The 22,016-nt window shown below is 42.3% G+C and carries 25 protein-coding genes and 1 tRNA gene; 18 read left to right on the top strand and 8 right to left on the bottom strand.

Annotated features, from left to right (window positions below; translation table 11 throughout):
- Nucleotides 1-2: 2 nt before the first annotated feature.
- Nucleotides 3-674 carry a DUF6766 family protein gene (locus B4Z90_RS14485; RefSeq protein ID WP_070564393.1) on the bottom strand — a complete coding sequence of 224 codons (672 nt, stop codon included), beginning with the start codon at nt 672-674 and terminating at the stop codon, nt 3-5.
- 61 nt (nt 675-735) lie between these two features.
- Nucleotides 736-1,221: a DUF421 domain-containing protein gene (locus B4Z90_RS14480; RefSeq protein WP_112374749.1), complete on the bottom strand. Its 486-nt coding sequence runs from the start codon at nt 1,219-1,221 to the stop codon at nt 736-738.
- A 232-nt stretch (nt 1,222-1,453) separates the two neighbouring features.
- On the opposite strand from B4Z90_RS14480, the gene B4Z90_RS14475 reads away from it, so the two are divergent.
- Together B4Z90_RS14475 and B4Z90_RS14470 are read left to right on the top strand one after the other, a co-directional pair.
- Nucleotides 1,454-2,197, top strand: a complete 744-nt coding sequence (locus B4Z90_RS14475) for a nucleotidyltransferase domain-containing protein (RefSeq protein ID WP_070564399.1) — start codon at nt 1,454-1,456, stop codon at nt 2,195-2,197.
- A gap of 1 nt (nt 2,198) precedes the next feature.
- Complete coding sequence (locus tag B4Z90_RS14470) at nt 2,199-2,933, top strand: metallophosphoesterase family protein (protein WP_070564402.1); 735 nt, start codon at nt 2,199-2,201, stop codon at nt 2,931-2,933.
- 9 nt (nt 2,934-2,942) lie between these two features.
- Here B4Z90_RS14470 and B4Z90_RS14465 read toward each other — a convergent pair whose 3' ends face one another.
- Nucleotides 2,943-4,430 carry an MFS transporter gene (locus B4Z90_RS14465; protein ID WP_201639227.1) on the bottom strand — a complete coding sequence of 496 codons (1,488 nt, stop codon included), beginning with the start codon at nt 4,428-4,430 and terminating at the stop codon, nt 2,943-2,945.
- A gap of 226 nt (nt 4,431-4,656) precedes the next feature.
- Between B4Z90_RS14465 and B4Z90_RS14460 the strand changes: the two genes are divergently transcribed.
- Genes B4Z90_RS14460 through B4Z90_RS14440 form a run of 5 tightly spaced genes read left to right on the top strand, consistent with a single transcriptional unit; the run spans nt 4,657 to nt 10,614 of the window.
- Nucleotides 4,657-5,613 carry a glycosyltransferase gene (locus tag B4Z90_RS14460; RefSeq protein WP_070564408.1) on the top strand — a complete coding sequence of 319 codons (957 nt, stop codon included), beginning with the start codon at nt 4,657-4,659 and terminating at the stop codon, nt 5,611-5,613.
- Nucleotides 5,610-7,469, top strand: coding sequence for a glycosyltransferase (locus B4Z90_RS14455; protein ID WP_115048610.1), 1,860 nt, complete (start codon nt 5,610-5,612; stop codon nt 7,467-7,469). Before B4Z90_RS14460 ends, B4Z90_RS14455 begins: the two co-directional genes overlap by 4 nt.
- On the top strand, nt 7,466-8,050 hold the full coding sequence (locus tag B4Z90_RS14450; RefSeq protein WP_070564412.1) for a D-glycero-alpha-D-manno-heptose-1,7-bisphosphate 7-phosphatase: 585 nt from the start codon (nt 7,466-7,468) through the stop codon (nt 8,048-8,050). Before B4Z90_RS14455 ends, B4Z90_RS14450 begins: the two co-directional genes overlap by 4 nt.
- Complete coding sequence (locus B4Z90_RS14445; RefSeq protein WP_115048608.1) at nt 8,028-9,521, top strand: PfkB family carbohydrate kinase; 1,494 nt, start codon at nt 8,028-8,030, stop codon at nt 9,519-9,521. Before B4Z90_RS14450 ends, B4Z90_RS14445 begins: the two co-directional genes overlap by 23 nt.
- A 28-nt stretch (nt 9,522-9,549) precedes the next feature.
- The gene (locus B4Z90_RS14440; RefSeq protein WP_175441971.1) at nt 9,550-10,614 is read left to right on the top strand and encodes a glycosyltransferase family 9 protein; all 1,065 of its coding nucleotides are present in this window, start codon (nt 9,550-9,552) and stop codon (nt 10,612-10,614) included.
- Here B4Z90_RS14440 and B4Z90_RS14435 read toward each other — a convergent pair.
- Nucleotides 10,568-11,545: a glycosyltransferase family 9 protein gene (locus B4Z90_RS14435; RefSeq protein ID WP_201639230.1), complete on the bottom strand. Its 978-nt coding sequence runs from the start codon at nt 11,543-11,545 to the stop codon at nt 10,568-10,570. The genes B4Z90_RS14440 and B4Z90_RS14435 overlap by 47 nt on opposite strands.
- 164 nt (nt 11,546-11,709) lie before the next feature.
- Between B4Z90_RS14435 and B4Z90_RS14430 the strand changes: the two genes are divergently transcribed.
- Both B4Z90_RS14430 and B4Z90_RS14425 read left to right on the top strand, forming a co-directional pair.
- The gene (locus B4Z90_RS14430) at nt 11,710-12,264 is read left to right on the top strand and encodes a type 1 glutamine amidotransferase domain-containing protein (protein ID WP_201639231.1); all 555 of its coding nucleotides are present in this window, start codon (nt 11,710-11,712) and stop codon (nt 12,262-12,264) included.
- An 88-nt stretch (nt 12,265-12,352) separates the two neighbouring features.
- Complete coding sequence (locus tag B4Z90_RS14425) at nt 12,353-12,604, top strand: Rho termination factor N-terminal domain-containing protein (RefSeq protein ID WP_070564428.1); 252 nt, start codon at nt 12,353-12,355, stop codon at nt 12,602-12,604.
- Between the two features lie 107 nt (nt 12,605-12,711).
- On the opposite strand, the gene B4Z90_RS14420 is transcribed toward B4Z90_RS14425, so the two are convergent.
- Together B4Z90_RS14420 and B4Z90_RS14415 are read right to left on the bottom strand one after the other, a co-directional pair.
- Nucleotides 12,712-12,915 (bottom strand): hypothetical protein, encoded by a 204-nt coding sequence (locus B4Z90_RS14420; RefSeq protein ID WP_070564431.1) that lies wholly within the window; start codon nt 12,913-12,915, stop codon nt 12,712-12,714.
- Between the two features lie 30 nt (nt 12,916-12,945).
- Entirely contained in the window at nt 12,946-13,602 is a 657-nt protein-coding gene (locus tag B4Z90_RS14415; protein ID WP_070564434.1) for a response regulator transcription factor, read from the bottom strand.
- A 214-nt stretch (nt 13,603-13,816) separates the two neighbouring features.
- On the opposite strand from B4Z90_RS14415, the gene B4Z90_RS14410 reads away from it, so the two are divergent.
- The gene (locus tag B4Z90_RS14410) at nt 13,817-14,032 is read left to right on the top strand and encodes a hypothetical protein (RefSeq protein ID WP_201639232.1); all 216 of its coding nucleotides are present in this window, start codon (nt 13,817-13,819) and stop codon (nt 14,030-14,032) included.
- 138 nt (nt 14,033-14,170) lie between these two features.
- Here B4Z90_RS14410 and B4Z90_RS14405 read toward each other — a convergent pair whose 3' ends face one another.
- On the bottom strand, nt 14,171-14,731 hold the full coding sequence (locus tag B4Z90_RS14405) for a DUF4230 domain-containing protein (protein WP_046676305.1): 561 nt from the start codon (nt 14,729-14,731) through the stop codon (nt 14,171-14,173).
- A 202-nt stretch (nt 14,732-14,933) separates the two neighbouring features.
- Here B4Z90_RS14405 and B4Z90_RS14400 point away from each other — a divergent pair.
- A tRNA-His gene (locus B4Z90_RS14400) sits at nt 14,934-15,007 on the top strand.
- Nucleotides 15,008-15,069: 62 nt separating this feature from the next.
- Here B4Z90_RS14400 and B4Z90_RS14395 read toward each other — a convergent pair.
- Nucleotides 15,070-15,849 carry a class I SAM-dependent methyltransferase gene (locus B4Z90_RS14395; protein WP_201639233.1) on the bottom strand — a complete coding sequence of 260 codons (780 nt, stop codon included), beginning with the start codon at nt 15,847-15,849 and terminating at the stop codon, nt 15,070-15,072.
- Between the two features lie 173 nt (nt 15,850-16,022).
- On the opposite strand from B4Z90_RS14395, the gene B4Z90_RS14390 reads away from it, so the two are divergent.
- The 7 genes from B4Z90_RS14390 to B4Z90_RS14360 all read left to right on the top strand — a co-directional run bounded on the left by B4Z90_RS14390 (nt 16,023) and on the right by B4Z90_RS14360 (nt 21,959).
- Nucleotides 16,023-16,979 (top strand): bifunctional helix-turn-helix transcriptional regulator/GNAT family N-acetyltransferase, encoded by a 957-nt coding sequence (locus tag B4Z90_RS14390; RefSeq protein WP_201639234.1) that lies wholly within the window; start codon nt 16,023-16,025, stop codon nt 16,977-16,979.
- Between the two features lie 151 nt (nt 16,980-17,130).
- Nucleotides 17,131-17,664 carry an RNA polymerase sigma factor gene (locus tag B4Z90_RS14385; protein WP_201639235.1) on the top strand — a complete coding sequence of 178 codons (534 nt, stop codon included), beginning with the start codon at nt 17,131-17,133 and terminating at the stop codon, nt 17,662-17,664.
- Nucleotides 17,645-17,917: a hypothetical protein gene (locus tag B4Z90_RS14380; RefSeq protein WP_201639236.1), complete on the top strand. Its 273-nt coding sequence runs from the start codon at nt 17,645-17,647 to the stop codon at nt 17,915-17,917. The genes B4Z90_RS14385 and B4Z90_RS14380 overlap by 20 nt, the downstream gene beginning before the upstream one ends.
- Before the next feature lie 12 nt (nt 17,918-17,929).
- The gene (locus tag B4Z90_RS14375; protein ID WP_201639237.1) at nt 17,930-18,613 is read left to right on the top strand and encodes an ATP-dependent Clp protease proteolytic subunit; all 684 of its coding nucleotides are present in this window, start codon (nt 17,930-17,932) and stop codon (nt 18,611-18,613) included.
- A gap of 96 nt (nt 18,614-18,709) precedes the next feature.
- Nucleotides 18,710-19,120, top strand: a complete 411-nt coding sequence (locus B4Z90_RS14370) for a VOC family protein (protein WP_201639238.1) — start codon at nt 18,710-18,712, stop codon at nt 19,118-19,120.
- 78 nt (nt 19,121-19,198) lie between these two features.
- A complete protein-coding gene (locus tag B4Z90_RS14365) occupies nt 19,199-20,299 on the top strand; it encodes a DNA alkylation repair protein (protein WP_201639239.1) in 1,101 nt (366 codons plus the stop codon).
- A gap of 118 nt (nt 20,300-20,417) precedes the next feature.
- Entirely contained in the window at nt 20,418-21,959 is a 1,542-nt protein-coding gene (locus B4Z90_RS14360; protein WP_286802601.1) for a M20/M25/M40 family metallo-hydrolase, read from the top strand.
- Nucleotides 21,960-22,016 lie beyond the last annotated feature (57 nt).

The raw sequence follows: 22,016 nt of genomic DNA, 5'->3' as shown, positions 1-22,016 counted from the left end.
CGTTACCCCTTCCCCGTTTCGCTATGTGGAGCATCAACGGGCTTTGATTCAGGTGATCCTTTTTGACGTAGGAAAATGGTGAATACAACAATGGCCAAAACAGACAAAAATTCACTTTGCCAGTTCTGGAAAGTTTCAAACCAAAATTGAGGCATAATGAGGTACGTCCATGCGTCATCTACCGGTAAACCTTCAAGCCGCTGTTCGGTGTTGTGCTGTCTCCAGCTTCCATAAAAGTGCATAACCCAACTCCCCAAAAAAAGTAGCGCAAAGCAAATGAATAGCGATGAACTATATAATTTCAACAGCCAGCCACCTTTTCTAACAGGATAAGGGGTATTCGGGCCGGGCTGCGGTTCACGGTCTACCTCTACTTTTTCCCCTATTTTTTTTGATTCAGCAGAGCCCCATTGGCGTAATCCCACCGTCAGAATCACATACATCGCCATCTGCAGAAATTCACTCTCAAAATTTTCAAAAGTTGCGGATGTAAAATGTCCTGTGCCCAAATAATTAACGATATCCAGCGGTGCCTGATTGGCCTCCAGCAACTCTTCATTATGTACTTTCCAACCCGTAAAACATTGCATGCCTAGGGAAAAGACAAAAAGCGCTGCAAACACCAGGCTTAGGCCATTACGATAAAAAAAAGAATAATTTTTCTTGTTTTCCATAGCAAGATTTATTTTATTATTAAGTACATATAACTTCAATAAAAACTTAACTATTAAGTATTCATGCCTTTTCCTTGAGTATAAAACTTATTCGCCCATTCGGCTCCATCAAAGCCATATCCACTTCATCGAGGTGCTTACTATTTGTCTCTAACCGCAAGCTCGTCAGTAGATCAGTACGGCTTACCCCCAACCGGTCCATTTGATCCCATTGGATTTTACCGTTCTTGTATAAAACAGCGGGCTTACCTTTTACCATATTACCCAAATAGGGAAGCCTGGCCGATACCTGGGCTAGGATTTTATTGACAATAATCATCACGAAGCCGGCAAACACGGTTGACAGGAATGGCGAAGCGCCAACTATTCCCCGCGCTAATACCGCACCTAGCATAATAATGATGACGAAATCTACTCCAGACTTTCGGCCGAGAATTCGAATTCCGCCCAATCGAACCAAAAAAAGTGCGATGATAAACATCATAAACGCACGCGCCCCCATTTGTATCATCGTCAGGTCTTCACCAGAGCCAAAAAAACTGTCCATATTTTTATACCGTTTAGATCGTTGTTATACGCCCATCTTCATCATGAAGCAATGTGCTCTTTATTTATTTCAAAATAGCCTACTTTATCTCAGAACATCGGTAGGAGCCTTCCCTGTTCCCTCATTTTTCAAATTGAGTACTTTTACCTATTCAACAGGCGGATAATACGTTTTCATCGACAGTCAACAAACTACTGCATTTAATTGACTGTCTTTAAGAAAAGCAAACGATATGATTCATTTAGATAATCCACCTGAAGATTGTCTCGCCTTCTTTCAGGATACATTGCGGCTGCTCCAGGATAGCGGAGCTCAATTTATGGTGGGCGGTGGTTTAGCCATGTTTCACTACACGGGGATCATACGGCCTATTAAGGATATGGATATCTTTTGCAAAAGCAGCGAATACCCAAAAATTCTTAAACATCTTGCCGCTAATGGTTATGAGACCGAATTGACAGATGTGCGATGGCTCGCCAAGATTTACAAAGACCCCTATTTCATTGATATTATTTTCGATAGTGTTAATCACAATTGCACTGTTGAGCAGGATTGGTTTGACAGAGCACCTGAAGGTACTCTTTTTGATGCTGATGTACGTTATGTACCAGCAGAAGAGCTAGTATGGTGTAAGCTATATGTACAAAACAGAGAGCGGCATGACAGCGCTGATATTAACCATATTTGGCTAAAATATGGAAAAAGTTTGGACTGGAACCATTTACTAATGCGAATGGATCAACATTGGCACCTCTTGTTGGCTCAAATGCTCATCTTTCAGTTTACTTATCCGCATGACTATCGCGATATTCTCCCAAAAGACTTATTTGATGAGCTCATTAAACGCGCAGCGGATCAATATGAATTGCCTCCTTGTTTGGAGAAAGTTTGTCTGGGACCCTTGATAGATCAAACGCAATATGAAATTGATATTAAAGAATGGGATTATAAGTCATACACAATAAAAACTGTTTAATATGAACAAGAAGACAACCATAGCCGCATTGGGCGATATACATATGAATGCAAACCAGCACGGAAAATGGAAAACCAAATTTGAGGAGATTTCGGAAAAGGCTAAAGTCCTTTTACTTTGCGGTGATCTAACGGATACGGGGGATGAAGAAGAAGCAGAATTACTTGTTGCTGAACTCCAATCCATTAAGGTTCCAGTCATCGCCGTACTGGGAAATCACGACTATGAGAAAGGACGACAAAAGCAGATCCGCCAAATTTTGACAGACAGTAAAATTACGGTCTTGGATGGTGAAGCTATCGTGATCGAAAATATTGGTTTTGCTGGCGTAAAGGGCTTTGGCGGTGGTTTTGACCGTTATATGTTATCCATGTTTGGTGAAGATGCCATGAAAAGTTTTGTGCAGGAAGCTGTAAACGAATCGTTGCTTTTAGATCGAGCTTTGGCGCGCCTCGAACAAGAACATGCAGACATAAAAAAAGTTGCCTTAATGCATTACGCGCCCATTGCTGAAACCGTTTTAGGTGAGCCCGAGCAAATTTATCCTTTTTTAGGGTCAACGCATTTAATGGAACCTTTGCAACGGCGTAAAGTAAGTGCTGCCTTCCACGGGCATGCGCATGCCGGAAAATTCAAGGCCCTGTCCCCTTCTGGAATACCGATTTACAATGTGGCAGTGCCCGTTTTAATGGCCCAGCATGGAAGTGAAGCCGGCTTTGCATTCATTGATATTTAGCATTATTTTTTACTCGTCCGAAATTGCGTTATCTGATGCATTGGTTTTTCGTTTAACAATCTGCTTGAGTTGGGTATGAAGCGTGATAATATTCCCCACAAGTAGGCTTTCTTTCAATCCGGCACGAAAACGTTTTTTCATAATACGTTTGACAAGCTGTGGACTTACTTCGCCATTTTCCTGTACCTTTCCAAGCCAACGAAGCGATATAAATGCCAGAAGTGCGGCAATAAGGAATAGAAAATTCCATTCATGCAGATAGATCAGTTTGGCGATAGTCTGGAGGTTGGGACTTTTCCAGGAGATGCTAATCTGAAGCTCGCGAGTTGCAAAATAATCAACTAACAATCCTCCTAAAATAGGTCCCAAGGCTGTAAAAAACGAAGCGACCATATTTTTTACAGTGATATAGACAATTGCATCTGTCTTGGGAGCGAGTTTCAGGCCAATGTTTGTGAGGGCGAGATTAATGCCTCCAGTGGAGATTCCCGTCATGATATGCAGAAATAGGAGTAAAAGTAAATTGGGCAATGCACGCGAATAGATTCCGACAAATATCCATAATAAAATGCAACAAATGTAAATGGGTGCTGTGAGGTAGATAATACTTTTGTTACTATAACGATCCGAAAGGTTTCCCCATAAGCGTAGGCCCAGGACACTAGCTATCTGACTGAAAACAGTAAGCAGGATGACTATTTTCATCGAAAGCCCCAATGTTTTTAACATAAAGACCGTAAAAAAGGGTATCGCTAAATTAATCGCCAACAACCAAGCCGCATTGAAGATCAATAAATTTTTAAAATTTTTATTTTTAAGCGGCTGTAGCAACAAACTTCCCAAATGTCCCCCAGACATCTGTTGTTTGGGCTCTTTGGCCTGTACCAAAAAAAAGGCACCAACTGCTCCTATAGCCCCTGCGATTAAAAAGTATATGCCGTAGAGCTTTGGTAGTTGCATAACGGCATGATTGGTATAATAGTCAACTAACGCTGCGACAATGATGCTAACTGTAATATTCGTCAATTGCATGATGCCCGTGCGCTTGGAAAAATAAGTACCCAAACGTTCCTCAGGAACGAGGTCTTTAATCCAGGAATTCCAGCCTGCGCCACCTATCGCGCTGAGAAGGTAATGGATGAACATAAAACTGAGCAAGGTCGTAAAAGAGAAATCGACTTCCCGCCACATTAAAAGCCCAACCAGGACCAAAGGCATTTTTGCAAGAAATACAGCGAATACGGTTATTACTTTCCGATTCGGGTAAATCTGCATGACGAGAATGGTCAACAGCTGGGCAAGATTACATAAGGTTGGAAAGGCCGCCAACAGTCCCAGCTGAAAGTTACTTGCTCCCATCAACAAACCTGCTCCGACCAAAATAACACCGCTGCTCAAACAGACAACAACCTCTGAACATACACCGTCTATGATGACCATTCGGAGGCTTTTGTCAATATCTTGTGTTTCGAGATGATGTACCGGTCTGAGATCCATAGCCTTTTCTCATGTAACAGCTGCTCCAGGATGTTAGTTCCCTTAAAATGAATTAATGAGCTTAATACGTTCGGCGAAGTACTTCCAACATACAATTGGGTATTAGTCCATCCAACCAAGTCGTTACCACAGCCGTTCATTAAGCAAAGGTTAAAAGCGCGTTTCCTTCTGCGAAATTGAATCGCTAAAAACGGCGTTTTTCCATTGTTGAAATTAAAAATTGTTTATGACACACAAACCACGCGTATTAACATGGCATATCCATGGATCGTACTTGTATTATTTATCCCAAGGTGACTATATCTTATATATTCCATATACGCCCGAAAGAGGACCTCGCTATGGCGGACGGGGAACAACCTTCCCTTTTGGCGACAATGTGATTGAAGTTCCTGCCGGCGAAGTGCGTAATCTCGACCTAGATCTTATCCTTTTTCAATGCGATGAAAATTACTTGGAAGATCAATATCTGATCCTGTCTGAAGTGCAGCAACAGTTACCTCGTATCTATATTGAACACGACCCGCCATGGCAGCATCCCTGTGATGAAGTTCATCCAGTCACCAATCCAGCCGTTACACTGGTGCATGTGACACACTTCAACCAGTTAATGTGGAAGGCAAATATTCCGGATGTACGTGTCATCACACATGGTGTAGATACACACGATGTCGCTTACAATGGTCGATTGGAAAAAGGGATTGTCGTTATCAACAACCTTCCCTCCCGTGGACGCATGCTAGGTAGCGATATTTTCAAGTATGTACAAAAGCAGGTACCATTAGATCTCATCGGAATGGGTAACGAACCCTATGGGCTTCGTGAAGTGCTCCATCCGCGCCTACCCGAATTTATTAAAGACTATCGTTTCTTTTTCAATCCAATACGGTACACAAGTTTGGGCTTAGCAATCTGCGAAGCTATGATGGTGGGTCTTCCCATCGTTGGATTGGCTACCACAGAGCTTTCTACCATTATTGAAAATGAAAAAACAGGCTATATCGGCTTAGAGATCGAAGAGCTCATCGCTAAAATGAAAATGCTGCTGAATAATCCCCAACATGCACAGCAGCTCAGTGTAAACGCACAGCAGAAAGCAAAAGAGCTTTTCGACATAGTTCGATTTGGACAACAATGGGAGAATTTAATTAATGAAAAAATTCATCAATATATACTATCATGAAAAAAAGAATAGCTTTTATTAGTGATCATGCCTCACCCTTAGCGACCCTCGGAGGTAAAGACAGCGGCGGCCAAAACGTTTATGTTGCCGAGGTTGCCATGCAGCTCGCTTTGATGGGCAATCAAATAGACATCTATACGCGATGTGAGCATCCAAGCCGAGAAGGGGTCGTCCTCTGGAAACCAAATATAAGGGTCATTCATATTGTCGCAGGCCCCAAAGATATACTCCCAAAGGAAGAGCTTTATGGACATATCGATGAATTTACCGCCCATACAATCGAATTTATGACCGCTAACCAGCTGAGCTACCAGTTGGTACATGCGCATTTTTGGCTGTCGGGTATGGTGGCCATGGAAATCAAGAAACAACTGCATATCCCCTTTGTTATTACTTTTCATGCCCTAGGTGCGGTGCGCCGCTTACACCAGGGGGGCTCAGACAAATTTCCGAAAATTCGTGAAAAAATTGAGAAAGATATCATTTGGGCAGCCGAACGCGTCATTGCCGAATGCCCAAACGATCTGAAGGACTTGATTCAACATTATCAGGCGCCACAGGATAAAATAGAAATTATTCCCTGTGGTTTTAATCCGGCTGATTTTCATCCAACAGACCGCACCGAAGCAAAGGAAAAGCTTGGACTTGATTCCGCGTACACCTACATTTTGCAACTTGGTCGCATGGTGAAACGAAAGGGAATAGACAATGTGATCGAAGCCTTTTCCCATGCGCACCATGCGCTGCCCGAATTGCGGCTATTGGTCGTTGGTGGAAATCTGGCGACAGCGGAAGACCGCGCAGAATTTGATCGTCTGCATCATCTGTGTATCGAGTTAAAAGTGGAAGATAAGGTCATTTTCACGGGACAACAGCGTCGTGATCTGCTTAGGTACTATTATGCTGCAAGTGAGCTTTTTATCACCACGCCGTGGTATGAACCATTCGGGATTACTCCGCTGGAATCCATGGCCTGTGGTACGCCCGTAATTGGTGCCGATGTGGGCGGTATATCGTTTACGGTAAGGCATGAAGAAACCGGCCTTTTGGTAGCGGCACAACAGCCACAACAATTGTCTGCTGCGATTGTTGACCTGATAAATAACGACCGTAAACGATTGAAATTTTCTGTTAATTCTCTACGCCATGTTAAATCCTTTACGTGGAAAGTGGTCAGCGAAAGTATTGCGCAGCTTTATGCACAATGTTTGCCTCAGGATGCTGAAAAAGAAACAATTACGCAGATCAGGCAAAGCTTTTTGGGTTCCTCAAAGACTTTCGAAAAAGCGGCAGAATCTTTGGCGCTTGGCATAGCCAGGCTGTCGTCCAAAATGGTCTCTGTATTGCATGAAGGTAAAAAAATCATGATCTGCGGCAATGGTGGTAGTGCCGCGGAGAGCCAGCATTTCGCTGCCGAGCTCGTGGGTCGATTTGAAATACCACAGCGTCCCGGCTATCCGGTGATCTCGCTTAACGCTGATGTGGCGGTTCTCACCGCATGGGCAAACGACTTTGGCTACGAAAGCGTATTTGCAAGACAGGTACAGGCACTTGGGCAACCAGGAGATATGCTGATCTGTTTAAGTACAAGTGGCAACTCGCCCAATATCCTAAACGCATTGAAAGAAGCCAGTAAAGCTGGGGTGATTTGTGCAAATTTGCTGGGAAAAGATGGTGGCGAGGCCACGCAATTCGGAGATCATAATCTCATAGTTCCTTCCGATCACACGGCCCGTATTCAGGAAGTACAGCTACATATTATTCACCAGCTCTGCGCACTGGTGGAACAGCGGATGGCAAATCTGAGTAGGAAAAATGAACACTTCGTTATACATAATAAATTGATCGCATCATGATGGAGAGCGCTGTATTTCTGGATAAGGATGGAACGCTGATTAAGGATGTTCCCTACAACGTTGATCCCGCACGCATCGTTTGTTATTCCGACATTTTTGAGCCTCTAAGAGGGTTACAAAAAAGGGGCTATAAGCTCATTGTTATCAGCAATCAGTCGGGTATTGCCCGACGTTATTTTACAGCTGAAGATTTGGATATCGCTTTTTCAGCATTGCACGAACTACTCCGCTACGAGCACATCCAATTAGACGGTATCTACTATTGTCCACACGGCGATGTCATGGACGAACCGCAATGCTCCTGCCGTAAGCCTTTACCCGGAATGCTCTATCGGGCTGCCAAGGAGCTGAACATAGATTTAAAAAAATCCTGGATGATCGGCGATATCCTAAGTGATGTCGGCGCCGGCCGTGCGGCAGGCTGCAGGACCATATTGGTAGACCGAAGCCAGGAAGAAAGGAAACAGGAGCGAATTTCTGATCCTAAATATACACCAGATTTCATCGTAGATGATTTTTACGGATTGGCGCAACTTATCAACTCAGAAAAAGTAGATTATGAAAGATATAGCATTAAATAAACTTGTCGAAAATGGTTTTGACAATCCAAGGGTCCTTGTTTTGGGAGACTGTATGCTGGATATTTATCTAGATGGGGAATGCAAGCGGCTTGCTCCCGATGTCGCCGTACCCGTGCTCGATGTCCAATCCGTAGAACATTGCCTTGGCGGAGCCGGGAATGTGATCACGAACCTCAGCAATATGGGGGCCGTCGTGTCGGTCGTTAGTCTGTTGGGCGACGATAGCAGTGGACAGACAATAGCACGCAGTGTGCAGCGACAGGGAATTGACACGGGTGGCCTGCTCTATAATAAAAATTGTCAGACACTAACAAAAACACGATTACGTAGAGATGGACACTGTCTGCTTCGTTATGATATTGGTCAGAAGTATCATTTTAGTGCAGCGCTGGCCAACCAATATCTGACAGCGGTAAAAAAAGCCCTTCAACATGTCGACATTGTTTTTATTGCAGATTATGGAAAAGGTAACATCACGGATGAGCTCATTGTGCTGCTCGCCGAAGAACAGCAGGTTGAGCCCAAAATTATTGCCATAGACAGCAAAGATTACGACAAGTATGCATGCCTAAATCCCGACTTAATTAAGCCCAATTATGACGAAGCAAGAAAAATCCTGAGCCAGGAAGAAGAGGACGACCGCCTAACACAAGCATCGAAATGGCCCGAAAGCCTAGCTGCCTTGTCTCAGGCGAACTGGGTGGCACTTACCCTTGATAAGGATGGTGTTATCCTCTTTAAAAAAGGTGGTTCAGCAAAGCACTACCGGGTTCCTGCTTTAAAAGAAGGTAATTTCTCCGGCGCTGGCGACACCTTTCTGACCGTGCTTTGCTTGGCTTACTATAATAAACTTGATGCGGATATTGCGATAGCACTGAGTATAAAGGCAGCACAGATCGGTATACAAAAAAATGGTACAGCACATTGTAGCTGCACGGAATTAGCCCAGCGCCTTACGAACAAAGATGATAAATTAATTACCGACCTGAATCATCTTGAAGCACTATGCGATGGACTTCGGAAAGAAAATAAACTCGTATTCACCAACGGTTGTTTCGATATTTTCCATGCCGGCCATGCCCATTACCTCGGTGCAGCTAAGGCACAGGGTGATATTTTGATTGTCGGCATCAATACAGACGAGAGCATCAGACGTTTAAAAGGAGCAACAAGACCTGTCAATTCGCTTGACGATCGAATTGAAGTATTGCGGGCGCTTGGAGCTGTAGATTATATTGTACCGTTTGGTGATGAATTATCGGACAACCCTATCCCGATCATCGAAAAGGTTAAACCGCATATCTTTGTAAAAGGTGAAGCATACCAAAATAAAGAACTGGCCGAACAAGGGCTACTGCAAATACTAGGGACACAACTCGTATTTATTCCGCATGTCCATCAGCAGTCGACTACTAAAATCATTCAGCGGGTGCAGGAAAAGGACAATCAACTGTTAAAGAAAATCAGCTAAAATGGGGACTTGGAAAGATTGTAAAAACATGTTGATCATTCGCTTAGACAATATGGGCGATCTGATCATGAGTAATGCAGCGCTTCAGGAAATTAAATCAGCGAATGGAAATTGTAAAATCACATTACTTGCGTCAGAAATGGCTGTTCCCATTATCCCCTACCTAGGCACTGTCGATGACTATATACAATACGATGCCCCTTGGATGAAATTGAGCTCGCATGACACGGTTGCTTCGACTGAAGCATTGATTGCTGCAATCAAAAAGCGGGAGTTTGATAGCTGTATTATTTTCAATGTATACAGCCAAAATCCAATGGCTTCGATCATGTTGGCATATCTAGCGGAAATCCCCCTGCGAGCGGCTTATATGCGCGAGAATCCCTATACGTTGCTTACCCATTGGATACCAGACAAAGAACCCCTGTTTGAGATACAGCACCAAATAGCACGTGATCTCGAACTGGTCAGACTACTTGGCATCAGCCGGTCGATCAATCGATTACCGAGCCTAATTGTACCCCGAGGTCAATTATCGAATTTAATTCCTTTACGTGGGGGGAAACAGATTATTGTCAATTGTGATGTTTCGGAGCAAAAAAGACGAATTCCCCGTGCTGTCGCACAACAATTGACGCGGCAGCTACTTGATTCAGCATTTCAGGTCATACTTGTTGGCAAGGAATACAACGATTACCTGAGATCATGTTTTTCAGAACTCGTAAGGGAAAATCTGATTAACCTTATTGGAAAGACGACAATTGATGATCTCCTACTCCTCGTAGCACATGCAGATGCTGTGCTCACGGTCAACACGGGCGTTGCTCATATTGCCTGCGCGCTGCAAAAACCAACGTTGGTCCTTTACGCTCAGACAAACCCGCAGCATATCCCATGGTCGCAGGATACTGACTTTATCCTTTACCCCGTCGACCCTGCTCTGCGCTCCAAAAATACGATTAACAGCTTTGTCGATAAGCAGAATGGATCATCTAGAATGACACCGTTAAGTGTTGAAAATATCATGGATAAATTGAATTCATTACTTAAGCATTCCTCCCAAAAACAGACAGCGCCGGAAGGACCCGTCTGATCTCGCGCACAATATGCTCTATGGCGATAGGTTTGGTCAGATCAAAAGTGGTATGCAGTGCTGTGTTGAGTGGCCCCCAACGCTCGGGCTCACCATCTAGACTCATGACCACACTTTTTGCTTCTAAGGCAGCGGCAATATGGGATATTCCTGTGCAGTTGCATACAAGTAAAGTCGATTCCTTCAAAAGACAGCCAAGCGTACCCAAATCAAGTCTGGAACAGAGGTTAAGCACAGGTCCTTCAAGTAAGCGCTGCAGTTCATTGACCAAAGATTCTTCAGCACTTACCCCAGTCAGGATAATCTGATATCCCATTTGCTGCATTAAGGTCGCAAGAAATCCGAAGTTTTCAATAGGCCAGCGTCGTTTGGCGTCCCGACTGCCCACATGGATAATAACGAAAGGATAGTTTATTTCAGCTTTTATTTTCCTATAGGCCTCCCAATCCTCGGGAAATAAGGGGAAATACATTGTACGATTTGGAATTTTTAAACCTAGAAATTCCATAAGAGCTAGGTGCCTGTTCACCTCGTGAAGCTTTCCTGGATAAGTCATCCAGTCGGGGTTGTCAATTGAAGCTATTGGTTGAAATCCTACCAGTCGCTTTGCCGCAAAATTCTGTAAAAAATCATTCACCACAGTTCCATCTCCCTGCATCTGAATCAGAAGGTCAAATTTTTCCGCTTGCATCTGCTTGACGAATCGTTCAAGATTGTCGGGATTATATGCAATTTCGGGAAGCTGCGGATGCCCGGGAAAATCCACATATTCATCGATGCAATCAAAGCGTTCCATCAATGTACGCATATGGGGCAAGCCGATAAAGTAGAGCTTGGCATTGGGATAATGCGACTTCAATGCCCTGACGGCGGGAATGGAACACAGGAGATCGCCCAGCTGAAGAGCCCGAAAAATAGCTATCTTAAACATACCATCGATTTTAAGGATAGACAACCCCCAAAGAAATACGGTTTGATTTATTCCTTTTTATCAATCAAAACGCTTTTCCTACGCTAAATCATATTATTTCAAACCTTCGCAGATTTACATCCGTTCTCTTGAAGTATAGAAAGAACGTAAATAAAATTAGTGATATGGAGAATTTAAAGAATAAGCGGATAGCGATATTGGTCGCGGATGGATTTGAAGAAATTGAACTGACTAGCCCAAAGGAAGCCTTGGAAAATGCAGGCGCCAAAACAGACATTATATCACCGGCTGAAGGAGCAGTGCGGGCAAAAAATGGAGATGAATGGTCAAATGACTATCCTGTCGATGTTGCTCTGCAGGAGGCAGAAGAGAATCGATATGACGGATTGCTGCTACCAGGCGGGGTCATCAATCCTGATAAATTGAGGACGAATAAAACGGCTATTGCATTGATCAATGCTTTCTGGGAACGGGATAAACCGATCGCAGCCATTTGCCATGGACCTCAATTACTGATTAACGCGGATCTGGTGCGTGATAAAAAAATAACGTCCGTTGAAGCCATTCAAATGGACCTGATTAATGCAGGCGCATTATGGGAAGACAGCGAAGTGGTGATTGACGACAAACTTATTACAAGTCGTACGCCCGACGATCTGCCCGCTTTTAATAAAGCCATCATTAAAGCGTTTGCGACAGAAAAAAAGAACAAAGCGTAGTAGTACAGTTTCAATAACGTATAAAATCGGCCAACCTTTAGATCTTGTAACATGTTCAGCATATAAATAACACATAAAACAGTATATTATGAATACAACAAAAAGTTCAAGCCATACGACTGCCAAAGGGCAATCGCAAAGCAGCAACGCTAACAAAGAAAAAAAATCAGCGACAACAACAGGAAAAAGTGCTTCAGCGTCTAAAGGATCGCAAAACGGAAGTTCTGATAAAACCAAAGCTGAACTCTTGGAAATGGCAAAGAAAATGGAGATCACCGGGCGTCACGATATGACGAAAGATGAACTTGCTAAAGCCATTGAGAAGCAGGGCAAAAAATAGAAATGTCATTTACGGACAAGTGCTGATTAGTCCTGAAAATAGATACAGATTTTCAGCTAGAAACTAAGCTTAACAGAAAGACCCGCAATTTTAAATGCGGGTCTTTCTTATTTCTTCCTTTCTTTTGGCCTATCTGTAGGATCATTGGGCATCTCGTTCAACTGATCCACCTGCGGGTCTACTCCGGCCTCGGCATCGCCCTGATCCTTATCGCCTACATCTCGCAGTGTCTCTCCATTTACACCTAACTTGACCTTTTTCTTTTTTTCCATTTCGGTTCCGACGACGCGGTTTTCATTTTTTGTTGCCATATTCCTCTATTTTTTGTTTTTATTGTTTAATCAATGTAAGAGCATGTGATGAAAACCGAAGCTGACAAGACCAGCTGTATTTTTTGTATTCGTTTTCTCGATCAGTTTCTGTCGGTGCCCTTCCACCGTACGTTTGCTCAAAAAAATACGCTCTGCAATTTCGCCGTTGGTGTATCCCTGTGCGATAAGTTCCAAGACATGCAATTCGCGCTCTGAAATATCATATTTTAACAAAACACGATTTAGGTCTGGAGCCCTGTCCGCAAAGTTTTTATAATCGTTAAGGCAGGAAACACTTAAGGAACCACTGATATATTTTTCTCCTTTGGCAACCTGCCGTATACCAAAAAGTACCTCATCACAACTACTATCTTTCACTAAATAGCCATCTGCTCCTGCACGCAATACATCTGCGGCAATGTGTTTGTCATTTTCCATCGTCAAGGCAAGGATTTTTATATCGGGGTATTTCTGTTTAACGAAATCAATGAGAGCTATCCCGCCCATTTCACCCATATTAATATCCGTAAGGATCATATCTGGTCGCTGATCGACATTCAACACATCCAAAGCTGCTTCAGCACTTTCAACATCAGCCAAAACAGTAATGTCATCTTGCGTTTCTAAAATCAGCCGAAAACCACTTCTTACCAAATGATGGTCGTCAACAAGCACTATCTGAATCATAGCTATCTGTTTAATGAACTTATGTACTTCTAGGAACAGTACCCAATTTTAAAAAGTTTTTTACAATTGAATTTATCTAAAAAATAAAGAAAATAAGATTGATTTTCTTTTTCTATCATAATAGCAAATATAGAAAGCGAAACGCTTTTGACCTGAGCTTTGTTCTCCTACTAAGTGCATGCAGGTGGCATGCCATCATTAAACGATAGATAATATGAAAAACTTAACAAAATTAATTGCCGTCAGTCTATTATGCTTAGCAGCCTATGGATGTAACGGCGCTAAAACTGATGATCAAAAATCACAGGAACTGATGCGTGATTCCGTTCCCAACGATACCACGACGATACAATATCGCGACACCACATCTGCCGAATCCCGTGGAGAAATCCCGCCGACACCACAGCCGGATACAACGACAAAAAAATAAAACGAATGTAACTTGGCTATTGTTCTTGGCTTGATAATAGCATAATTATGAAGTCCTCCCGTCGTGAGATGGCTGGAGATTAGATTTATTGTAGAGAGCTAGACAATGTAAACATTGTCTAGCTTTTTTATTTGGGCACTATTCGAAGGTCAGATTGATTTTCGAAAATCCCAATCCCTGTAAGAGTGGTTTAAAAACGGTGGTTGCATTGGCCTTGGTCTGCTGCAGGATATCCGATTTCTTTACATCATCAGCAACAGCTTTTTCCGCAGCTTTATAAGCTTCATCCACGAGCTCTGCTTCGCGCAAAAAAGCCATTTTCGTATCATATACTTTCGACGCCTCGTGGTCGATCTTGATGTAACAAATTTCTGGAGCCGGCAATTTGATGGAGACCGAATCCCCTAAAACCGTGATATCTTCCGGACTAAGTTTCGTCAGATTCACACAGCCTACAGCATCTGCTTTCACGATGAGTAATACACTTGCATCCGGTAAAAAAGTATTCACGTTTTTGTGCTCTACAACATCACTGTAACGGTATTTGACCAATTCCAGTTTTCCCATGGCTTCAATACGGTCCACCAACAGCTGATGTTTACTTTCCACTGTCGGTCCGCTGTTATATTTATGATACACAAACCAGGCGCCAACTGCCAAAATGGCTACGATAATTAAAAATTTTAAAAATTTTCCCATAAACTATACTATACAAATTAAAGACCAAGTTGCTTTTTTAGACATTCAACCTGAAAATATTACCTCAATATTATTCTTCAGGGTCACTAAATGGGCATACTTGAAAATTATACCTTTTGATAGACAATTGTTTAGTTAAAAAGTTTAAAAAACATTTGGAACATATGAGCTATAATACTACTTTTGTGACATCAAAATCACGGTAGGTATAGCTCAGTTGGTTAGAGCACTAGATTGTGGTTCTAGGGGTCGTCGGTTCGAGCCCGATTACTTACCCAAAAGGCAGATCAAATGATCTGCCTTTTTTGTTTCTAGTCCCGTCTGTTTGCTCCCGTCTGTTAGCGCCACATAAACCCGCCAATACGGAAAAAGCGGAGCAACTTGTTGATCACGGTTAAAGCAGGTTTTTTAATCTTCCATTTTAATCCATCGAATCCTGTGGGAGCCGCATTGAAATCTTTCACTGTCGCCGCCCCTGTTTTCATATGGATCGGCGCTTCATCCCTTCGATGTTTCTCCACTACCAGAATGCTATCATAGTAGTGTAGAGAGCCTACCGAACGCGTAAATCCATTGACCTTCAATCCACGTTGCTCGGAATGGTAAGCATTGATGTAATCAATAAAATTTTTACTATACTCTATAAAAGTACCGTTCCTTTTATGGCCACCACCATAAAATACCTGATAAGATGTATGTAAATCTTCACAAAGGTATACGCCATTGTCTTTCACATGATCAAAAAGCTCCTCAAACGTCACAATCTGTTGTTTCATCGTATGGCCACCATCATCAATCAATATATCGATCGGCGGAATAGACTCTTTTACCTGACGCAGAAACTTTCGGTCGGACTGCGAACCAATAAAGATCTCGACATTTTCTTCTTCGAGTTCCTTACAGTGCGGATTGATGTCAATACCATATATTTTAGCACGATCGCCAAAATAGTTCTTCCACATCTGCAGACTTCTACCCTGAAAAACCCCAACTTCCAACACCACGATCTCTTTGCCTTTGAAACGACTAAAATGTCTGTCGTATATATCGAAATAATGCATCCATTTATTGATTAGCTTCGCATTATTATTTCGGAAATAAGTTTCTAACTCGTTCATGTCCTTCGGTCTATTTTAAGGGGTTCTGGTTTTTTATGTGTTGAATTTATTGAAATATAACGAAAAAAGCAACGATATATTTTTCTTCCAGTCGAATTTTAAAATTCAATTTTAAAACATTCAAATTATTTTCCTACATTTACATAACTAGTTATATAATTACTTATAATACGATGGAACTATTTGAAAAAACAGGAAAAATAGCCTTAGGTAGCAGATTGCGCTACATGGCTTCCAACATCACAGAAGAAGCCGCCCGGATACACGAGCTTTATCAGATTGAATTTGCACCCAAATGGTTTCCCGTATTCTTTATTTTATCAGAAGGTGATTCCAAGACAATTACTGATATAGCAACAGAGATTGGCCACTCCCAGCCATCGGTCACTAAAATCGTTAAAGAAATGATCGAAGCGGGCCTACTTGAAGATAACCTTCGCTCTATGGATAAACGGAGAAATATGGTTGGATTGAGTAATAAAGGAAAAATGCTATGGGAAAGAATGAAAATTCAATGTATCGATATCGATCGTGCCATTGATGGGATTATCCAGGAAGCTACGCACAATCTATGGGAAGCTTTAGCGGAATGGGAATTTCTCCTTCAACAAAAATCCTTATTAAAACGGGTGCAAGAGCAAAAGAAAATGCGTGAAAGTAAGGATATCAACATTGTGCCGTACAATCCAGCCTACCGCTTAGCATTTAAGTCCTTGAATGAGGAATGGATTTCCACCTATTTTGAATTGGAAGAGGCGGACCATAAAGCACTTGACAACCCTGAGGAGTATATTTTGGCAAAAGGCGGCAAAATTATGGTTGCTCTTTATAATGACAAGCCCGTAGGTGTATGTTCACTTATCAAAATGAATCATCCCGATTTTGACTATGAATTGGCAAAAATGGTGGTTTCCCCAACAGTGCAGGGCAAAAATATAGGCTATCTTTTGGGAAAAGCAATTATTGAAGAAGCAAAGACTCTTGGGGCTTCAAAACTGTTTCTCGAGAGTAACACCATTTTAAAACCTGCGATCAATCTCTATCACAAGTTAGGTTTTCAAAAAATCAATGGCTTTCCAAGTACTTATCAACGCTGTAATATCCAGATGGAACTGGATTTAAAAAAATAGCCCTGAGAAGCAGAAACATACACTGGAATGAGTCAACTCAGATAAACGAATGAATGCTTCCTTTTTTAGGGAAGCATTTTTGTTTAATTAATTTTCAAATAAAAGGTGATACTTTTCGCTAAATTGGTACATGTCTATAAATGATATTGCTATGCAACAATTGATCAATTCAAATCGAACAATAGACCGGCAGTTGCTCTTTATGAACTTGTATAAAAGTACATTTCCTATCGTGGCTAAGTACGTCAGTCGCATGGGCGGTAATTTAGATGAAGCCAAAGATGTATTTCAGGACGCTTTACTGGTGTATTATGAAAAGATACATTTAACAGAAACACCACTAAACAACGCTATTGGTTATTTGTTCGGAACAGCCAAAAATCTATGGCTTAAACGGTATGGTCAATCCAGCCCAAGCCTCCCCCTAGATCAAGTGGATATTGCTTTGACAACCGAAGAGTCTCCTTCTAGCGCAAGGCTGTTTCGCTTTTTGGAGATTGCCGGGCGCAAATGTTTAGAACTTTTGAAAAGCTTCTATTATGATCAAATGTCCCTGCAAGAAATTGCAGATGAATATGGCTATTCGGGCGTAAGGAGCGCCACTGTACAGAAATTCAAATGCCTGGAGAAAGTTAGAGAATCCGTTAAAGAAAAATCCCTGGTTTATGATGACTTCATGGAATGAAACCCAGCAGATAGAAGCATATATCTTTGGAATGGCTGAACCAGAAGATGCATTGCTTTTTGAAGCGCAATTGGTATTGGACGAAGAATTGGCACACAAGGTTATTGCGCAACAAAAAGCTTATGAAGCTATTCAGCAATTTGGGCGCAAACAATTAAAAACTGAAATTGAAGCCATAACGCAAGCATTATTTACATATCCTGAACATGTCTCTTTCAGAAAAAAAATAATAAAGTTATTTCGCAAATCCTAAATTCTTAACATCATGACGATTGACAAAAATGAGTTCCGCAAATTTGCGGTAGGGCACTGCTATGTCCAAAAAGATCTGGTGGATCATTACATTTCCGGTATCGAGCAATCCCGCATGCCGCTGGCCATGACTCCATATATCACCGAAGAACGCGAATTGCGCGTATCACAAATGGACGTATTTTCCAGATTGATGATTGACCGTATTATCTTTATGGGTGCTGCCGTAGAATCCAACATCGCCAATATCGTACAAGCCCAGCTGCTATTTCTTCAATCTGTTGATCCCAAAAAAGATATACAACTGTATATCAACTCTCCTGGCGGTGAAGTTTATGCTGGATTAGGTATTTATGATACGATGCAATTGATCAGTCCTGATGTTGCAACAATCTGCACCGGTATGGCACTCTCTTTTGGCGCGATATTACTCTGTGGCGGCGCCGCCGGCAAGCGTAGCGCCCTGCAGCACGCACGGGTGATGTTGCATCAACCGCTGGGCGGTGTTCAAGGGCAGGCATCTGACATTGAAATTACAGCCAATCAAGTGTTGAAAATAAAGAAGGAGCTGTACGATATTATTGCCAAACATAGTGGACAAAGCTATCAACGTGTACATGATGTTAGCGACCGGGATCACTGGATGGTTGCTGCAGAAGCAAAAGAATTTGGAATTATTGACGACGTACTGACCTAGCGATGATCATTAAATTTATGAACAATTTCGAACGGACTATTGACAAACTGGTGTCAATAGCCCGTTTAATTTTGTTATCAATAAATTTAGATCATCATGAAATTAACATCCATTCGGCTGATTGCAAATGACATCCAGCAATCCGTCACATTCTATGAGGAAATCCTGGACCTCACCGCGCAATGGTTTACACCAGATTTCGCTGAAGTTTCCACCAGTTCGATTACCATAGCTATTGGAAGTACGCGTACGATGCAAATGTTTAGCGACAGCCCCACTGTCTTTGGCAACACGGCCCCCATTATTATTGAATTTTTAGTGGAAAATGTAGATCATGAATATATTCGGATCAAAAATAGTGCTTCAAAAATCGTTCAGGAGCCGACAACAATGCCTTGGGGCAATCGCTCATTGCTTTTTTGTGACCCCGATGGTAACCTGCTTAACTTTTTCACGCCACTGAGCCCTGAGGCCATCAAGAAATTTGGTTTAGACGCTACTAACTAGTCTGCTCATCTGACAAGATACTAACATCGAATATAGTATCTTGTCTTCATTAATTGACATTTAACAGCTATTCAGCTCATGGCCCTCATTAAAGATATATATACACGGGAATTCTATCAGTTTATTGCTGATCAGTTCCACCGCGTTGATAACAATTTTAACAGAGAACAGTTTATCAAACGTGTTTTTGCAGGCAGTTTTCATGAAATGGAATGGAAACAGCGCACAAAACATAGCACAGCGGTCTTGCATGAATTTATGCCGAACTCCTTTCCTGAAGCAGCGGCCTTACTAAGACAAGTTGTGGAACATCTCCTAAAAACGAAGCATCCGGGAGGACTTGAATATGTTATTTTTCCAGACTATATCGAAACTTACGGCATCGAAGATTTTGAAACAGCTGTACAGTCATTTGAAATCGTCACGAGATTTATCAGCTGCGAATTTGCCGTTCGTCCATTTATTATCAACTATGGATCTCGAATGATCGCGGAAATGGAAAGGTGGTCCAAAAGTCCACATGCTCAGGTACGACGCCTTGCAAGCGAAGGATCTCGACCCCGACTCCCTTGGGCGATGGCAATTCCATCGTTGAAAAATGATCCTACTCCTATCCTGTCCATCCTACAAAACCTCCATAATGATTCATCCGAGAGCGTCAGAAGAAGTGTAGCCAACAATCTCAACGATATCGCTAAGGATCATCCCCATCTTGTCTTGGGTATTGCCCAGCAATGGAAAGGTATCAGTAAAAATACAGATGCTATCATCAAACATGGCTGCCGTACCTTACTCAAACAAGGGCATCCAGCAATTCTAAGCTTTTATGGACTGGATAGTAGCGATTTCGATGTTACCAATCTCAGTATTCATACACCGGCTGTTAAAATAGGTGAACATCTTATTTTTTCCTTTGAAATTGAGAATGGAAGCAGCACCGCTAAATCACTACGTCTGGAGTATGGGTTATATTATCAAAAATCAAATGGCCAGCTATCTCGAAAGGTTTTTAAAATTAGTGAACGAATTTATCAGGGAGCTGAGATAAACCGTATCGAGCGAAAGCAATCGTTTAAATTGATTACCACCCGGAAATTCTATGCGGGGAAGCATAAAATCTCCATTATTGTCAATGGGCGAGAAATGGTCCAACAGGAATTTGAGCTATTGCACATTTAATGGGACATAAGAAACAAACGAAGGGCTTTCGTGTTCTACTAGAAACAATAGAATATGCGCTGGATGACTTTTTCCAAGGTATATGTGGTAGGTGGTTTATATTAATATGAAGTCCGTTATGAAGAAAATTCTCTTAATCTTTTTTGTCTCACTTATTCTATTTCTCATTGGGCTTTTCATTAGAACGCTGACTTATCCGTTTACGCGAGTCAAAAAATCGGAAGTGGCGCCAATGCCGCCAGCGGTCAATGACAGTATTGTTGCCCGAATTGCTGGCGGTATCAAAATAGCCACCATCTCTATCGGCGACTCGACATTATTTAATCATGCTCCTTTTGAAGAACTTAATAATTACATCAGGTACAACTTTCCACTGATCTATCGCTCGCTGGAAACCTATACAATCAATGGTCATGCGCTGGTCTTTCGACTCAAGGGAAGCGACAAGAGCTTGCTTCCGCTACTCTTTCTTTCCCATATGGATGTCGTCCCTCCTGGTTCAGCTGCTATAAAAAACAACGATTCATCACTATTTCGGCCTAGCGACCAGGCGATACCCCCTGTAAGCGAAATCGCCGAAGAGTGGGACTATGCACCTTTTTCGGGGGCAGTAGCCAACGGCCGCATTTATGGACGTGGAAGCTTAGACATGAAAGGCATGCTTTTCTCCTTACTTGAAGCGACAGAACAGCTGGTTCGAGAACAGGTACAGCCCAAGCGGGATATCTACCTCGCTTTTGGTTTTGATGAAGAAGTTGGGGGCGTACGTGGCGCAGCCAAAATAGCAGACTACTTCAAAGAAAAGGGCCTTAAATTCGAAGCCGTTTATGACGAGGGTGGACTAATTCTGGAAAAGGGCTCGGTCGAGGGAATCAGCTCGGATGTAGCGTTGATCGGTTGCGCGGAGAAGGGATTTTTATCCCTGAAAATAAAGGTTAAAGGTCTTGGTGGGCACTCTTCGATGCCCCCAACAACGAGTGCAATTGGTCAAGCGGCAGTCATCATGCAGCGCTTAGAAAATCACCAGATGAAAGCACAGATCAACCCCATTATCCAAAACTTCTTTCAACAGGTTGGTGGCAGCATGCCTTTTGCCTCCCGATTTGCGATCGCTAACCGCTGGCTTCTTGAACCTTTACTTCTGGCTCAACTAACGAAAAACCATTCGACTAATGCTCTCGTGCGAACAACTACGGCACTGACAATGATGAAAGGCAGCGATGCCCCCAATGTCCTTTCACCTGAAGTTGAATTTGTTGTCAATTTTAGACTGCTACCCGAAAACACCCTACAGGAAGTTCGGGATCATGTCGAGCAGGCTACAAGCGGGTTTGATGTTGAGATCGAACAGGTCGACAATGCCCGAGAAGCATCCAAAGTTTCACCAACAGACGCTAAAGCCTACAAAATGATGGAAATTGCTATCCGCAGACTATACCCCGATCTTATTATTACGCCCTACCTGACGGTGGGCGGAACCGACGCCATCAAATATCAGCATCTCAGTGATCATATCTATCGTTTTATGCCCATTAAAATTAATCACGCCGAACAGCAGAGTATGCATAGTACCAATGAATACATCAGCATTGAAAACTACCTGAAGATGATAGACTATTTTTATTACATGATGCGTCACTACGATGATGAAAAGATTTAACCATGGACAATCTTCGCAATTACATTCACACATTGGTTTATTTTTCAACAAACACAG

Source organism: Sphingobacterium sp. UBA5639 (assembly GCF_002421245.1).
Lineage (GTDB): Bacteria > Bacteroidota > Bacteroidia > Sphingobacteriales > Sphingobacteriaceae > Sphingobacterium > Sphingobacterium multivorum.
The sequence above is the reverse complement of the archived record's forward strand: the minus strand, read 5'-3'. Positions and strand labels throughout refer to the sequence as shown.

Excerpts from the sequence above, each read along its gene's own strand:
- B4Z90_RS14375 (WP_201639237.1), top strand. The coding sequence starts at position 17,930 with ATGACGATTGACAAAAATGAGTTCCGCAAATTTGCGGTAGGGCACTGC.
- B4Z90_RS14395 (WP_201639233.1), bottom strand. The coding sequence starts at position 15,849 with ATGAACGAGTTAGAAACTTATTTCCGAAATAATAATGCGAAGCTAATC.
- B4Z90_RS14405 (WP_046676305.1), bottom strand. The coding sequence starts at position 14,731 with ATGGGAAAATTTTTAAAATTTTTAATTATCGTAGCCATTTTGGCAGTT.
- B4Z90_RS14380 (WP_201639236.1), top strand. The coding sequence starts at position 17,645 with ATGATGACTTCATGGAATGAAACCCAGCAGATAGAAGCATATATCTTT.
- B4Z90_RS14385 (WP_201639235.1), top strand. The coding sequence starts at position 17,131 with ATGCAACAATTGATCAATTCAAATCGAACAATAGACCGGCAGTTGCTC.
- B4Z90_RS14360 (WP_286802601.1), top strand. The coding sequence starts at position 20,418 with ATGAAGAAAATTCTCTTAATCTTTTTTGTCTCACTTATTCTATTTCTC.
- B4Z90_RS14460 (WP_070564408.1), top strand. The coding sequence starts at position 4,657 with ATGACACACAAACCACGCGTATTAACATGGCATATCCATGGATCGTAC.
- B4Z90_RS14455 (WP_115048610.1), top strand. The coding sequence starts at position 5,610 with ATGAAAAAAAGAATAGCTTTTATTAGTGATCATGCCTCACCCTTAGCG.
- B4Z90_RS14480 (WP_112374749.1), bottom strand. The coding sequence starts at position 1,221 with ATGGACAGTTTTTTTGGCTCTGGTGAAGACCTGACGATGATACAAATG.
- B4Z90_RS14430 (WP_201639231.1), top strand. The coding sequence starts at position 11,710 with ATGGAGAATTTAAAGAATAAGCGGATAGCGATATTGGTCGCGGATGGA.
- B4Z90_RS14365 (WP_201639239.1), top strand. The coding sequence starts at position 19,199 with ATGGCCCTCATTAAAGATATATATACACGGGAATTCTATCAGTTTATT.
- B4Z90_RS14470 (WP_070564402.1), top strand. The coding sequence starts at position 2,199 with ATGAACAAGAAGACAACCATAGCCGCATTGGGCGATATACATATGAAT.
- B4Z90_RS14475 (WP_070564399.1), top strand. The coding sequence starts at position 1,454 with ATGATTCATTTAGATAATCCACCTGAAGATTGTCTCGCCTTCTTTCAG.
- B4Z90_RS14370 (WP_201639238.1), top strand. The coding sequence starts at position 18,710 with ATGAAATTAACATCCATTCGGCTGATTGCAAATGACATCCAGCAATCC.
- B4Z90_RS14415 (WP_070564434.1), bottom strand. The coding sequence starts at position 13,602 with ATGATTCAGATAGTGCTTGTTGACGACCATCATTTGGTAAGAAGTGGT.
- B4Z90_RS14435 (WP_201639230.1), bottom strand. The coding sequence starts at position 11,545 with ATGTTTAAGATAGCTATTTTTCGGGCTCTTCAGCTGGGCGATCTCCTG.
- B4Z90_RS14410 (WP_201639232.1), top strand. The coding sequence starts at position 13,817 with ATGAAAAACTTAACAAAATTAATTGCCGTCAGTCTATTATGCTTAGCA.
- B4Z90_RS14440 (WP_175441971.1), top strand. The coding sequence starts at position 9,550 with ATGTTGATCATTCGCTTAGACAATATGGGCGATCTGATCATGAGTAAT.
- B4Z90_RS14425 (WP_070564428.1), top strand. The coding sequence starts at position 12,353 with ATGAATACAACAAAAAGTTCAAGCCATACGACTGCCAAAGGGCAATCG.
- B4Z90_RS14445 (WP_115048608.1), top strand. The coding sequence starts at position 8,028 with ATGAAAGATATAGCATTAAATAAACTTGTCGAAAATGGTTTTGACAAT.
- B4Z90_RS14465 (WP_201639227.1), bottom strand. The coding sequence starts at position 4,430 with ATGGATCTCAGACCGGTACATCATCTCGAAACACAAGATATTGACAAA.
- B4Z90_RS14420 (WP_070564431.1), bottom strand. The coding sequence starts at position 12,915 with ATGGCAACAAAAAATGAAAACCGCGTCGTCGGAACCGAAATGGAAAAA.
- B4Z90_RS14485 (WP_070564393.1), bottom strand. The coding sequence starts at position 674 with ATGGAAAACAAGAAAAATTATTCTTTTTTTTATCGTAATGGCCTAAGC.
- B4Z90_RS14390 (WP_201639234.1), top strand. The coding sequence starts at position 16,023 with ATGGAACTATTTGAAAAAACAGGAAAAATAGCCTTAGGTAGCAGATTG.
- B4Z90_RS14450 (WP_070564412.1), top strand. The coding sequence starts at position 7,466 with ATGATGGAGAGCGCTGTATTTCTGGATAAGGATGGAACGCTGATTAAG.